Origin of the sequence: Actinocorallia longicatena (genome assembly GCF_039534125.1) — a bacterium.
In the GTDB taxonomy this organism is placed as follows: domain Bacteria; phylum Actinomycetota; class Actinomycetes; order Streptosporangiales; family Streptosporangiaceae; genus Actinocorallia; species Actinocorallia longicatena.
In genome coordinates, this window is sequence record NZ_BAAAUV010000016.1 from 41482 (window position 1) to 54757 (window position 13276).

A 13276-nucleotide genomic window follows, 5' to 3' on the forward strand; every position below is an offset into this window, starting at 1 on the left:
CCGGCCTGATCTGTCCTCGGGCGTATGGGTTTCGTCAAGGAATGGGGCGGGGGCGTAGGGAAGGCGTCAAGGGGCGTCGATACGGGCTTTATCGGGTGTTTTCTTCTCCTCGATGGGTGTTCATCCTCGTCCCGTTCGCGGGGCGGGCTTGTTCTGGAGGGGAAATGGCAGACCTGGTCCTGGTCGTGCTGACCGCCGTGATCTTCACGGTGTTCGGCCTGGTGGTCAAGGCGGTGGGACGGCTGTGAGTCCCGACAACGTGATCGGGCTGCTCCTGGCGGTGGGCCTGGTCGTGTTCCTGGTGGTGGCGCTCCTGCTTCCGGAGAGGTTCTGATGAGCTCCACGACGGCGGGGATCCTCTTCCTCGTCTCCCTGGTCGTCGCGCTGGCCGTGGCCCACGTGCCGCTCGGCGACCACATGTACCGGGTGCTCGGCTCCGCGAAGCACAGCCGGGTCGAGAAGCGCCTCTACCGGATCATCGGCGTCGATCCCGGCACCGAGCAGACCTGGTCGGCCTACGTGAGGAGCGTGCTCGCCTTCTCGGTCGTGTCGATCCTCTTCCTGTACGCCCTCCAGCGGGTGCAGGACCGGCTGTGGCTGGCGATCGGCATGAAGGCGGTCCCCGACCACCAGGCGTGGAACACCGCGATCAGCTTCGTGACCAACACGAACTGGCAGGGCTACTCCGGTGAGTCGATGATGGGCCACCTGGTCCAGATGGCCGGGCTCGCGGTGCAGAACTTCGTGTCCGCGGCCGTCGGCATCGCCGTGGCGATCGCGTTCGTGCGCGGCTTCGTCCGCCGCAGGACCGACGAGCTGGGCAACTTCTGGGTCGACCTGACCCGCGCCGTCTTCAGGATCCTGCTGCCGATGGCCTTCGCAGGAGCGGTCGTCCTGGTGGCCGGGGGCGTGATCCAGAACTTCGCCGATCCGCACACGGTCGGCACCCTGACGGGCGGCTCGCAGAAGATCACCGGCGGCCCGGTGGCCTCGCAGGAGGCCATCAAGCTGCTGGGCACCAACGGCGGCGGCTTCTACAACGCCAACTCGGCGCACCCGTTCGAGAACCCGGCGTCCTGGACGAACTGGATCGAGATCTTCATGCTCACCGTGATCTCGTTCTCGCTGCCGCGCACCTTCGGCCGGATGGTCGGCCAGAAGAGGCAGGGCTACGCGATCGTCGCCGTCATGGCGCTGCTCGCGATCATCAGCGTCGGCGCGAACATCGGCGCCCAGGTGGCCCACCACGGCACGGTACCGACGGCCGTCGGAGCCGCGTCCGAGGGCACCGAGCAGCGGTTCGGCATCGTCGGCTCGGCCGTCTTCGCCACCACCACGACCCTGACCTCGACGGGTGCGGTGAACTCCTTCCACGACTCCTACACCAGCCTCGGCGGCGCGACCCTGCTGCTGAACATGATGCTCGGCGAGGTCGCTCCCGGCGGCACAGGTTCGGGCCTGTACGGGATGCTGATCCTCGCGATCATCACGGTGTTCGTCGCGGGCCTCATGGTCGGCAGGATCCCCGAGTACCTCGGCAAGAAGATCTCCGCCCGTGAGATCAAGTTCGCGTCGATGTACTTCCTCATCACCCCGATGATCGTCCTCATCGGCACCGGCGTCGCGATGGCCTTCGGCACGCCCAGGTCGTCGATGCTGAACACCGGCCCGCACGGCTTCTCCGAGGTCCTGTACGCCTTCACCAGCGCGGCGAACAACAACGGCTCGGCGTTCGCGGGCATCACCGTCAACACCTGGTTCTACGACGTCGCCCTCGGCCTCGCGATGGTCCTCGGACGCTTCCTGCCGATGATCTTCGTTCTGGCGCTGGCGGGCTCGCTGGCGAGGCAGGGAGCGGTGCCGGAGTCCGAAGGCACGCTCCCGACCCATCGTCCGCAGTTCGTCGGCATGCTCGCCGGCGTCACCCTCGTCCTCGTCGCACTCACGTTCTTCCCGGCGATGGCCCTCGGCCCGCTGGCGGAGGGGATCCACTGATGTCCACCATCCTCAAGACGCCCCCGCGGCCGCCGCGTCCCGGGGCACCGGCCCGGGTCCGGAGCGGAACGCTCGAACCGAAGACGCTGCTGACCTCGCTGCCGACGGCGGCGCGCAAGCTCGACCCGCGCCTGATGTGGCGCAACCCCGTCATGCTGATCGTCGAGATCGGCGCCCTGTGGACGACCGTGCTGGCCGTCCGCGACCTGTCGGCGTTCTCGATACTGATCGCCGTCTGGCTCTGGTTGACCGTGCTGTTCGCCAACCTGGCCGAAGCCGTCGCCGAGGGGCGCGGCAAGGCGCAGGCCGACACGCTGCGCAGGGCCAGGCAGGACACCACGGCCCGCCGCCTCGGATCCTGGACGCCCGGCTCGGCCTCCTCGCTGGAGGAGGCCGTTCCCGCGGCCCGGCTCCGGCAGGGCGACGTCGTGGTCGTCGAGGCCGGTCAGATCGTCCCGGGCGACGGCGACGTCGTCGAGGGCATCGCCTCGGTCGACGAGTCGGCGATCACCGGCGAGTCGGCGCCCGTCATCCGCGAGTCGGGCGGCGATCGCTCCGCGGTCACCGGCGGCACCAGGGTGCTGTCCGACCGGATCATCGTGCGGATCACCCAGAGGCCGGGGGAGTCGTTCATCGACCGGATGATCGCCCTGGTCGAGGGCGCCGCACGGCAGAAGACCCCGAACGAGATCGCGCTCAACATCCTGCTCGCCGCGATGACGATCATCTTCCTGGTGGCCGTCGCGACCATGCAGCCGCCGGCCGTCTTCGCCAAGGCGAACAACCCGGGCGTCCCTGACACCTCGGCCCTGGACGGCGACGGCGTGACGGGCATCGTCCTGGTCTCGCTGCTGGTCTGCCTGATCCCGACGACCATCGGGGCGCTCCTGTCCGCGATCGGCATCGCCGGAATGGACCGCCTCGTCCAGCGCAACGTCCTCGCGATGTCGGGACGCGCGGTCGAGGCCGCGGGCGACGTCGGCACGCTGCTGCTGGACAAGACCGGCACCATCACCCTGGGCGACCGTCAGGCCTCGGACTTCGTCCCGGTCGGCGGTACCACCGCCGACCGGCTGGCCGAAGCGGCCCGCCTCGCCTCGCTCGCCGACGAGACCCCCGAGGGACGCTCGATCGTCGTCCACGCGGCGAAGGTCCACGGCCTGAGCGAACGCCGGCCAGGCACGCTCGCGGGCGCCGAGTGGATCCCGTTCACCGCCCAGACCCGCATGTCCGGCGTCGACCTCGGCGGCCGGAGCCTCCGCAAGGGCGCGGCCTCGGCGGTGGCCGATTGGATCCGCGGCAACGGCGGAGTCGTCCCGCCCGCGCTCGGCGACGTCGTCGACGGCATCGCCGCGAGCGGCGGCACCCCGCTGGTCGTCGGCGAGGTCATCGGCGGACAGGCCCGGGTGCTGGGCGTCGTCCATCTCAAGGACGTCGTCAAGCCGGGCATGCGCGAGCGCTTCGCCCAGATGCGCGCCATGGGGATCAGGACCGTCATGGTCACGGGCGACAACCCGCTGACGGCCAAGGCCATCGCCGAGGAGGCCGGTGTCGACGACTTCATCGCCGAGGCCAGGCCCGAGGACAAGATGGCCTTCATCAAGGCCGAACAGGACGGCGGCCGCCTGGTGGCGATGACGGGCGACGGCACCAACGACGCCCCCGCCCTCGCCCAGGCCGACGTCGGCGTCGCGATGAACACCGGCACCTCGGCCGCGAAGGAGGCCGGGAACATGGTCGACCTCGACAGCGACCCGACCAAGCTCATCGAGATCGTCGAGATCGGCAAGCAGCTCCTCATCACAAGGGGCGCCCTCACCACGTTCTCGATCGCCAACGACATCGCCAAGTACTTCGCGATCATCCCCGCGATGTTCGTGGCCCTGTTCCCCGGCCTGGACGCTCTCAACATCATGCGGCTGCACTCGCCGCAGACCGCGATCCTGTCCGCGGTCATCTTCAACGCGCTCGTCATCGTCGCGCTGATCCCGCTCGCCCTGCGCGGCGTCCGGTACCGGCCCGGCGGCGCCTCCGAGCTGCTGAGCCGCAACCTCTGCGTCTACGGCATCGGCGGCGTGATCGCGCCCTTCCTCGGCATCAAGGCCATCGACCTCCTCCTCCAGTCCGTCCCGGGGATCTCCTCATGAGCACTCTGCCCCGCTGGGTCCGCCAGCACCTCGCAGCCGTCCGCGCGCTGCTCGTCCTCACCCTGGTCCTCGGCCTGGCCTACCCCCTCGCCGTGGCGGCCGTCGCCCAGCTTCCCGGTCTGAGGGACAGGGCGGACGGCTCCCTCATCACGCTCGACGGAAAGGTGGTCGGCAGCTCCCTGATCGGCCAGTCCTTCCTCGACGAGGACGGGAACCCGCTGAAGCAGTACTTCCAGTCGCGCATCTCCAACGCGGGAGACGGCTACGACCCGACCGCCACCTCGGCCTCGAACCTCGGCCCCGAGGACATCGTCGACACCCTCCCGGACCCGGCGCTCACCGCCGCGGGAAAGGAGGACGAGAACGCCTCCGACAGCCTCCTGACCCGCGTCTGCACGGCGAGCGCCGAGGCCGGGAGGCTGGAGGGCGCGGACGGCTCCCGCCCGTTCTGCACGAAGGAGGGACGGGGCGCGGTCCTGTCGGTCCTCGGCCCGCGCGACGCCCGGGGCGTCGTCCAGCACCCCACCAGGGTCGTCTCGGCCAACGAGCAGTGCCCCGCCACCCCGTTCCTGACGGAGTACAAGGGCGTCAAGGTCGAGTGCAACCCCTACGGCACGGACCTCTCCACCGCCCGGATCGTCCCGATCAGGGGCGACGCCCCCGCCACCCCGGCCGTCCCCGCGGACGCCGTGACGGGTTCGGGCTCCGGCCTCGACCCGCACATCTCGGTGGCCTGGGCGAACCTCCAGGCCGGCCGCGTCGCGAAGACCCGCGGCCTGACCAGGCCCCAGGTCCTCGAACTGGTCGCCGCCAGCACCACGGGCCGAGCCCTCGGCTTCATGGGCGAGCCCGCGGTCAACGTCCTCCGCCTCAACATCGCCCTCGACCGGACGGCCCCCTACAGGACCGGCTGACCCGCCAGGTGGAGTGGCCTGACCGCTCCCCGGGGACCGGCCGCGGCGGCGCGATCGTTCCCGCCCCCGACCGGCACGCGCCGGTCAGGGGCGGAGGGCGTTGAGGGTGAGGATGGCGTAGCGGCGCCAGGGGGAGGGGTCGCGGACCTCGCGGGTGAGGAGGACCTGGGAGTAGCCGCCGAGCAGGACGCGGATGTCGTCGACGGTGATGTCGGCGCGGACGGCGTTCTGGGCCTTGGCGGCTTCGAGCAGGGTGGAGAAGCGGGAGAAGACGGTGTCCTCGTAGAGGCCGCTGGCGGGCAGGAGGTCGGCGAGGATCCGGTCGGCGGGGATCTGCTCGGAGATGTCGATGAGGAGGTCGCGGAGGGCGGAGAAGGCGTCGGGCTCCTGGTTCTCGGCGGCCGCGGTGATGCGTTCGGTCAGCCACGCGTAGCGGTGGCGGGCGACGGCGTCGATGAGGTCGGCCTTGGTGGGGTAGCGGCGGTAGACGGTCGCCTTGCCGACGCCCGCCCTGGCGGCGATCTCGGGCACCGTGGCGCTGAGGCCCTTCTCGGCGAAGACCGCGATGGCGGCGGCGATCACGCGCTCGTGGTTGAGGCGCGCCTCCGCGCGGCGACCGGACGAGCCGGCGGCCGTCTCGGGCGGGTGCTGTGACGACATGGCTCCAGTGTGCAGGGTCGGCCGCCCGCTCCGGCCTGCGGAGGGCGGCGGTTTTCCGCGGAATGGCGATTGGAACGGACCCAATGGTCCGTTTGAAATCGCTGTTCGCGGCGGTCGGGAACTCGGTTGATTTGGTGAGAAGTGACGACCGTCACGTTCATGCAGGTGCTGATCGGACCCTTTCGGACTTACGGGTCCGAAAGGGACAGGAAAGGGTCCGGAAGGCGCTCCGAACGGTTCCGGGGATGCGGGCGCCGGATCCGGTCCGTACGGCACGGCGCCGCCGCACGGGTTGGCTTCCGACGCCCGCAAAGTTATACTAAGCCTAAATATGGTCTCCGTGCCACCTCGCCGGTGAAGGAAGAAAGGTGGTCTGACATGCGGGTTGTCGTCGACTGGAACGTGTGTGAGAGCAACGCCCTCTGCATGGCCGCGGCGCCGGAGGTCTTCGAGGTCCAGGATGACGACACGCTTCTGGTCCTTCAGGAGACGCCGGGAGAGGAACTGCGCGCCGAAGTGGGCGACGCCGTCCGCGCCTGCCCCAAGAGGGCGATCAGCTTGCTGGACTGAACCTTGCTGGAATGAACATCGGGAACGGGCCTCTTCCCCCATTCCGCTACCCTTGCCGTGTAAGGCCCGCGCCGCTCGCACACCGCGACGCCGTCGCCGACAATGTGAGGATCGCTCAGTGGCAAAGCAGCTCTCGGACGACACCGAAGCGCCGGCCGCGTCGACCCGTCCGCGACGGCGGGCCGGCCTGTCCCAGGCTCGGTCGAGGGACACCCGGCGCAGGCTGGTGCAGACCGCGATGCGGCTGTGGACCGAACGCGGGTTCGAGACCGGCATCGAAGAGACCACGATCGACGAGATCGTGGAGAAGGCCGGCGTCACCAAGGGCACCTTCTACTTCCACTTCGCCCACAAGGAAGAGATCCTTCTGGAGCTCGGCTACCAGACCGCCACCGTCCTCTACGAGGAGGCGACGCGCTGCGTCAACGCCCAGCGCACCCTCGAGGAGTCGCTGCGGCGCCTGGTCGGTTCCCTCGTCGCGAGCGTGCAGGCGGCGCCGCCCGCGGCCGTGGGACGGGCGATGTCGGAGTTCCTGCGGCCCCGCAAGCCCGGCGACGAGCCCCCGGCCAGCTTCCCGTCCTTCGGCCAGGCACTGGAGATCCTCTTCGCGCGCGCCGTCGAGGTGGGCGAGGTGACGGACGCGGTCGAGCCGGGCGAGATGGCGCAGATCATCGAGGCCCTCTACGTCGACTCGATCATGGAGTGGTCGAAGGGAAGGCTGAAGCACCTCAAGCCGTCCCTCCAGCGGCGCACGGCCGTCGTCCTCGCCGGCCTGCGGCCCGGCGCCGCCTTCTAGGGACTCCGCTTTCAGGCTCCGTCAGATCTGGATCTGGACCACCTCGTCCTGCACGCGCACGGGGAAGACCATCAGGTCCTGGTCGAACCCGTCCGAGGAGGACGGCCGCACGCACGTCCCCGACCGCACGTCGTACCTGCTGGCGTGCGAGGGGCAGGTGATGTAGACGCCTTCCTCCAGCGGCCGTCCGCCCAGCTGGCTGCCCTGGTGGGGGCAGAGGCTCTGGAAGGCGTAGAAGTCGCCGTCGACGTTGGCGACCGCGACGGGGAATCCGTCCACCTCGACGATCGCCGTCTTCCCCGGGCCGATCCAGTCGACGGGGATCGCGTCATAGAACTCGGGCACTGGCGCTCCCTGGTCGCGGAGATCGTTAGTAGCTTCGGGCGCGGACGACGTCGAGCTTCTGCCCGCGCGGCCGCGTCACGATGAACAGGTGGACCTCCGCGACGCTCTCGACGCTCTGCCCGCCGTGCTTGCCCATCACCCGCTGGACGGTGCCCTCGGCCTGGAGCCGCGGCCACATGACGCCGCTGTACTCGGGGTTGTGGTCCCAGCCGGTCGACCCGGTGCCCTCCCCGAGGGCCACGCCCTGGATGAGGGTGGTCGTGCGGATCTCCTCCTTCTCGTACTCGCGGTTCAGCGCCTCGCCCAGCGCCTCCAGGCCGGACTTGGTGACGGCGTAGATCGCCTGGAAGGGGAAGACGTCGATGGTCACCTCGGAGGAGGTGTTGACGATGTCGCCGCCGCCGGCCGCCCGGAGCAGCGGGATCGCCTCCCGGCAGGTGTAGATCGGGCCCAGCAGGTTGGTGTTGACCTGGATCGCCACCTCCTGGTCGGCGAGGGCCTCGAACGAGCACGGGCGCTGCACCCCGGCGTTGTTGATCAGGATGTCGAGCTTTCCGAACCGCTCGCCGATCCGGGCGAAGGCCTCACGGACGCCGGCGGGGTCGCCGACGTCGGTGGCGATGCCCGTCGCGGCGGAGCCGAGTGTCTCGCAGAGCGCGGCGAGGCGCTCCTCGCCGCGGGCCAGCAGCACCACCGAGGCGCCCTGACGGACGAAGGCCTTGGCGATGGCCAGGCCGGATCCGCTGGTCGCGCCCGTGATCGCGGCGACCTTCCCCGCGAGGAGCTTCCCCTCCGCCAGGCTCTCCTGGGTACCGGTCAGGTTCATCTCGCGACCACGCCGATCCCGGCCGCCTCGTTCTGCCGGCGCCACTCGTGCTTGGACATGCGCGTGGTGTCGATGCCCGCCGCGGCGGCCCGGCGGCGCAGCGCGCCGACCGTGGCGTCCGGCTTGGCGATCCGGGTGAAGGGGTCGAAGCCGAAGAACCGGCACGCGTTCTGCCAGGTGATCTTGTGGATGTCCTCCTCGCCGGCCTGCGCCTCGGTCAGTTCGCCCCAGACCACCTCGGGGGACTCGGGCCAGGTCGTGTCGGTGTGCGGGTAGTCGCACTCCCAGGCGATGATGTCGATGCCGATCTCGTGCCGGTTCTTGAGGCCGATCGGATCGGTGATGAAGCAGGCCAGCACGTGCTCGCGGAACACCTCGGACGGCAGCTTGCCGCCGAAGTGGTTGGGGAGCCACTTCTGGTTCTGGACGTGCCGGTCGACCCGCTCCAGGTAGAAGGGCAGCCATCCGATCCCCGCCTCGGAGAAGGCGACCTTCAGGGTGGGGAATTTGACGAAGGCGGGGCCGAACAGCAGATCCTGCGCGACGAGAGTCATCACCTGGGTCGGGACGATGACGGAGTGGTCGGCGGGGGCCTCGGGCGCCAGCTTGATCAGGCTCATCCCGCCGCCGATGTGCAGGCACAGGACGGTGCCCTCGTCGACGACGGCCTGGAGCATCGGGTCCCAGTAGCCCGACAGCAGGCTCGGGTAGCCCTGGGCGTGCGGGGCCTCGAGGAAGCTGACCGCGCGGCAGCCCTTCTTCGCCAGCCGCCGCACCTCGGCGGCCGCGAGATCGGCGTCCCACATGGGGAGCATGCCGAGGGGGATGAGGCGGCCGTCCGATCCGGCGCACCACTCGTCGATGTGCCAGTCGTTGTAGGCCTGGAGCATCATCAGGGAGAGGTTCTTGTCGGGGGCCTCGGCGAAGGTCCTGGCGTTGTAGCCGGCCATGCTGGGGAAGCACATCGAGGCGAGGACGCCGTTGGCGTCCATGTCGCTGAGCCGGGCCTTGAGGTCGAAGCAGCCGGGACGCAGCTCGCTGTAGGTGCCGGCGTCGCGGCCCCACTCCTCGGCGGGCCAGCCGACCGTGGCGGCCATGCCGAACGGCGTCGAGGTCGCCGTGCCCTGGAACACCCACTGGTCGATGCCCTCGGGGGTGCGGACGACCTTCGGCGCCTTGTCCCGGTACTTGGCCGGGACGTGCCCTTCGTACATGGTCGGCGGCTCGATCGAGTGATCGTCGATGCTCACCAGAATCATGTCGTCCATCTGCATTGCGGACCACGCTCCCGTTGATCGAAGAGGGTCGGTATTTAGACTGAGTATAACTATCGCCCGTCGGGTAAATCCAGACCGGGCCGCGATGAATGCCCTGGTGCCGCAGGTCGGCGGGGCTTCACGTGCTGACCGAGTAGCCGCCGTTCACGGGGTAGGTCTGGCCGCTGATCCACGAGGCGTGTGAGCTGGCGAGGAACAGGACGAGCCCGGCGACGTCGGCCGGCCGGCCGAACCGGGGGACGATGTAGCGCTTGAGCTGGCGCTGGAAGCGCTCGGCGAGCTGCGGCGACGAACGGGCCATCTCGTCGAGCCCGACCGTGTCCACGGTGGCGAGGGCGACGTTGTTGACCGTGATCCCGCTGCCGCCGACCTCCCTGGCCAGCGCCCGGCTGAACCCGGCGGCTCCGGCCTTCGCCGCCGCGTAGGGCGCCATGTTCGGCTCGCCGATCCGCCCGGCGTCCGAGATGATCGTGATGATGCGGCCCTCGCCCGCCTCCCGCATCTTGGGGAGCGCTGCGTGGGTGCAGTTCATGACCCCGAACAGGTTGACCGCGAAGTAGCGGTCCCAGTCGGCGGGGTCGGTGGCCATGAACTCGCCGACGCTGATCGCCGGCCCGCGGGACGCCGGGTCGGTGAGGTCCTGGGGCGGGCCCGCGTTCCCGGCGTTGTTGACCAGGATGTGGAGGGCGGGCTCGGCGCCGATCGCCGCCGAGGCGGCCGCGAAGTCGGAGACGTCGAACGGGAGCGCCTCGGCCTTCCCCCCGGCCGACCGGATCTTGTTCGCCACCGCTTCGGCCCGGTCGGCCGAGACGTCGTTGACCAGCACCTTCGCTCCGGCGGCGGCCAGGTACATGCAGACGGCCTTGCCGACGCCCTGGCCCGCCCCCGTGACGAGCGCGGTGCGTTCGTCCAGCTCGATCTCGAAACTCAAGGGTGTTCCGCCTTTCGTGAGGGGACTTGCGGCCGGGGGAGCGGCGCGCTCAGGTGACGACGCCGTCGATCTTCAGCTGGAGGATCTGCTCCTCCGAGCGCCCGGCCTCGCGCAGCAGGTCGTCGGTGTGCTCGGCGAACTGGGGGCCCCGCCGCGTCGGCGCCGGCTCCTCGTCGAACTGGACGGGGTTGGCGATCAGCCTGCGCTGGACGCCCTCGCTGTCCTCGAACGCGCGGATGTAGCCGTTGGCGGCCATCTGGGGATCGTCGAGGATCTCCAGCGGGCCCTGGACCGGGGCCCACGGACCTTCGAGGGTTTCCAGGTGCTCGCGCCAGTAGGCGAAGGGACGTCCGGCGATGGCTTCGGAGATGAGCGCGCCCGCCGCCTGGGCGTTCGCCATGAGGGCCTCCGCGGTGTCGAAGCGCTCGTCGGTGATGAGCTCGTCGAGGCCCAGGTGGCGGCAGAGATCGGCGAAGAAGCGGAAGCCCTGGATCATGGTGAGGTTGATCCAGCGGCCGTCGGAGGTCTTGAAGTGGCCGACCGTCGGGTTGGTCGGGGCGCTGGCCATCATCTGGTTGATGGAGACGGGCTCGCGCTCGCCGCGGGTGAGGTCGGCGTTGCTCAGGTCGAGGGCGAAGGCCCAGGCGCCGACGCTCATCAGCGAGACGTCCACGACCGAGGGCTCCCCGGTCGTGGCGCGGCCGTAGAGCGCGGCGGCGATGCCGCCCGCGATGGTCATCCCGCCCATGGAGTCGCCGTAGGCGCCGCCCGGCATGGTGAGGACGCGGGGGCTGTCGGCCGGGGTCACGCCCCACGCCGCCCCCATCCGGCACCAGAAGGACGAGCCGTCGAAGCCGCCCTTCTCCGCCCACTCGCCGCGCTGGCCGTGGGCGCTGCCGCGCACGTAGATGATGTCGGCGTTGGCCTTGCGGATGTCCTCGACCTCCAGGTGCAGCCGGCGGCGCGCCGACGGCAGGAAGTTGGTGAGGAAGACGTCGGCGTCCCGCAGCAGGTCGTCCAGGATCGCGCGGCCCTCGGCGGTCTCCAGGTCGAGGCCGATGCTGCGCTTGCCGCGGTTGGGGTGCTCCATGATCGGGTGGAAGGTGCCCTTCCTCGGATGGTTGACCATCCCGCGCTGCGCGTCGCCGCGCACCGCGTGCTCGACCTTGATCACCTCGGCGCCCCACTCGGTGAGGACGCCGCCCGCCGCGGGAGTGAAGGTGAACTGGGCGACCTCGACCATCTTGATGCCGGTCAGCGGCTGGTGCATGAGTGGGCGCCCTTCTGCTCGTCGTCTGGCTCCGCCGACGATAGTTAGGCTCAGTACAAAAAACAAGACCGATCGGCGGCGCTCGTCTTGTGCGCCCCGACGTGACCTGTTACACATGGAAGTAGTACTCAGTCTAAATAAGTGAGGTCTGCCGGCGGAGCCCCACCAGGGCGGAAACCGGCGTTGTGAGCTGCAGCGATCCCTCACACCGTCGTCCTCGTCTGAGGCCGATTCGAGACTAGGCCGATCGACTCGCGGCCCGTTTCCGCACGCGGTCCCCACCGTGCCGGCGCGGGCCGCTCCCCCCGAAACCGTCGGGCCAGGATCTCTCGGAAGGACCCCACCCCAGTGAAGAAGAACTCGACGCTGCCCCTGTGCGTGGCCGCGGTCATCGCCGCCACCGCGCTGTCGGCGTGCGGCAACGACAAGACCGATGACGGCGGGCTCAGCGCCAGCCCCATCAACCTGCAGGTGATCGCCCACCTGACCAGCGCGAACCCCAGTTCCGAGGCGTTCGACGGGGCGCAGGCGGCCGCGGCCGCGGTGAACGCCTCCGGCGGCGTCAACGGCCATCCGCTCAAGGTGACCGTCTGCGACGCGGGCAACGGAGCGAGCGTGACGCAGGCCGTCACCTGCGCGAGGAAGCTCGTCGCCGACAAGAGCATCGTGGCCGAGGTCGGTGACTTCGAGATCGCCCAGGACCAGGTCAACACCATTCTCGCGGCGGCGAAGGTCCCCAACATCGGTCCGCCGCCGACCGGCCAGTCGGTCCTCAGCTCGCCGAACTCCTTCCCCCTCGCCGGGTCCGAGGGCGCGGCCCTCGGCATCACGCTGGCGGACGCCGGCGCGAAGAAGATCCACGTCGCCTACGTCGACTCCCCGCAGGCGGCGGCCGTGCTGCCCTTCACCAAGTCCGTGCTCGCGATGTCCAGGCCCGACGCCTCGGTCCTCAGCGGCATCCCCGTCCAGATCAGCACCTCCGACCTCACCCCCGCGGTGACCAAGGCCTCCAGCGGGGACGGCGTGGTCCTGGCCATGATCCCGGCGCAGCTGTCCTCGTGGCTCACGGTCTCCAAGGGGGGCGACTTCCCGCAGAAGCTGGTGGCGAGCTCCACGTCCCTCCTGCCCAAGGAGCTGGAGGCGCTCGGCAGCAAGGCCGACGGCCTGCTCGTCGCGAGCGGGCTCCCGTTCGTCACCGGCGACTCCGAGGGCGTCGTCCGCTTCCGCGACGAGATGGCCAGGTACGCGCCGGGCAAGTCCGTCGACTCGATCAGCCTGAACGCCTGGCTGAGCACGTGGGCCTTCGCCCAGGTCGCCCGGACCATGAAGGGCGACATCACACGGGAGACGGTGATGGCGGCCTTCGGCAACCTGACCGACTTCAACGTCTTCGGCCTGCTGCCCCCCGGCTTCACGACCACCAAGGGCTCCAGCGTCCCCGGCTTCTCCCGGCTGTTCAACCAGTCGACGATCGAGGGCGTCGTCAAGGACGGAAAGATCGTCCAGACCTCGGACGGCTACGTCCCCGTCTTCGGCAGGAAATGA

General features: G+C 69.9%; 14 protein-coding genes. 8 read left to right on the forward strand and 6 right to left on the reverse strand.

Features of this window, described 5'->3' with window-relative positions; all coding sequences use genetic code 11:
• Nucleotides 1-116 precede the first annotated feature (116 nt).
• From ABD785_RS27400 to ABD785_RS27420, 5 genes are read left to right on the forward strand one after another with little or no spacing between them, the layout of a single operon-like run.
• A complete protein-coding gene (locus ABD785_RS27400) occupies nucleotides 117-248 on the forward strand; it encodes a hypothetical protein (RefSeq protein WP_344833798.1) in 132 nt (43 codons plus the stop codon).
• The gene (gene kdpF, locus ABD785_RS27405; RefSeq protein WP_344833800.1) at nucleotides 245-334 is read left to right on the forward strand and encodes a K(+)-transporting ATPase subunit F; all 90 of its coding nucleotides are present in this window, start codon (nucleotides 245-247) and stop codon (nucleotides 332-334) included. The genes ABD785_RS27400 and kdpF overlap by 4 nt, the downstream gene beginning before the upstream one ends.
• Nucleotides 334-1995, forward strand: a complete 1662-nt coding sequence (gene kdpA, locus ABD785_RS27410) for a potassium-transporting ATPase subunit KdpA (RefSeq protein WP_344833803.1) — start codon at nucleotides 334-336, stop codon at nucleotides 1993-1995. Before kdpF ends, kdpA begins: the two co-directional genes overlap by 1 nt.
• Complete coding sequence (kdpB, locus tag ABD785_RS27415) at nucleotides 1995-4142, forward strand: potassium-transporting ATPase subunit KdpB (RefSeq protein WP_344833806.1); 2148 nt, start codon at nucleotides 1995-1997, stop codon at nucleotides 4140-4142. The genes kdpA and kdpB overlap by 1 nt, the downstream gene beginning before the upstream one ends.
• Nucleotides 4139-5056 (forward strand): potassium-transporting ATPase subunit C, encoded by a 918-nt coding sequence (locus tag ABD785_RS27420; RefSeq protein ID WP_344833808.1) that lies wholly within the window; start codon nucleotides 4139-4141, stop codon nucleotides 5054-5056. The genes kdpB and ABD785_RS27420 overlap by 4 nt, the downstream gene beginning before the upstream one ends.
• Nucleotides 5057-5140: 84 nt before the next feature.
• Here the strand turns inward: ABD785_RS27420 and ABD785_RS27425 are convergent, their stop codons facing one another.
• On the reverse strand, nucleotides 5141-5716 hold the full coding sequence (locus ABD785_RS27425) for a TetR/AcrR family transcriptional regulator (RefSeq protein WP_344833811.1): 576 nt from the start codon (nucleotides 5714-5716) through the stop codon (nucleotides 5141-5143).
• A 378-nt stretch (nucleotides 5717-6094) separates the two neighbouring features.
• Here ABD785_RS27425 and ABD785_RS27430 point away from each other — a divergent pair, with 378 nt between their 5' ends.
• Nucleotides 6095-6286 (forward strand): ferredoxin, encoded by a 192-nt coding sequence (locus ABD785_RS27430; RefSeq protein ID WP_344833814.1) that lies wholly within the window; start codon nucleotides 6095-6097, stop codon nucleotides 6284-6286.
• Between the two features lie 118 nt (nucleotides 6287-6404).
• Nucleotides 6405-7082, forward strand: a complete 678-nt coding sequence (locus ABD785_RS27435) for a TetR/AcrR family transcriptional regulator (RefSeq protein ID WP_344833817.1) — start codon at nucleotides 6405-6407, stop codon at nucleotides 7080-7082.
• A 21-nt stretch (nucleotides 7083-7103) separates the two neighbouring features.
• Here the strand turns inward: ABD785_RS27435 and ABD785_RS27440 are convergent, their stop codons facing one another.
• From ABD785_RS27440 to ABD785_RS27460, 5 genes are all read right to left on the reverse strand, one after another.
• The gene (locus ABD785_RS27440) at nucleotides 7104-7427 is read right to left on the reverse strand and encodes a Rieske (2Fe-2S) protein (RefSeq protein ID WP_344833819.1); all 324 of its coding nucleotides are present in this window, start codon (nucleotides 7425-7427) and stop codon (nucleotides 7104-7106) included.
• A gap of 25 nt (nucleotides 7428-7452) precedes the next feature.
• Nucleotides 7453-8253, reverse strand: coding sequence for an SDR family oxidoreductase (locus ABD785_RS27445; RefSeq protein WP_344833822.1), 801 nt, complete (start codon nucleotides 8251-8253; stop codon nucleotides 7453-7455).
• Nucleotides 8250-9521 carry an amidohydrolase family protein gene (locus ABD785_RS27450; protein WP_344833825.1) on the reverse strand — a complete coding sequence of 424 codons (1272 nt, stop codon included), beginning with the start codon at nucleotides 9519-9521 and terminating at the stop codon, nucleotides 8250-8252. Before ABD785_RS27450 ends, ABD785_RS27445 begins: the two co-directional genes overlap by 4 nt.
• 127 nt (nucleotides 9522-9648) lie before the next feature.
• Entirely contained in the window at nucleotides 9649-10461 is an 813-nt protein-coding gene (locus ABD785_RS27455; protein WP_344833828.1) for an SDR family NAD(P)-dependent oxidoreductase, read from the reverse strand.
• Nucleotides 10462-10510: 49 nt separating this feature from the next.
• Nucleotides 10511-11731 (reverse strand): CaiB/BaiF CoA transferase family protein, encoded by a 1221-nt coding sequence (locus ABD785_RS27460; RefSeq protein ID WP_344833831.1) that lies wholly within the window; start codon nucleotides 11729-11731, stop codon nucleotides 10511-10513.
• A gap of 348 nt (nucleotides 11732-12079) precedes the next feature.
• Here ABD785_RS27460 and ABD785_RS27465 point away from each other — a divergent pair, with 348 nt between their 5' ends.
• Nucleotides 12080-13276: an ABC transporter substrate-binding protein gene (locus ABD785_RS27465; protein ID WP_344833834.1), complete on the forward strand. Its 1197-nt coding sequence runs from the start codon at nucleotides 12080-12082 to the stop codon at nucleotides 13274-13276.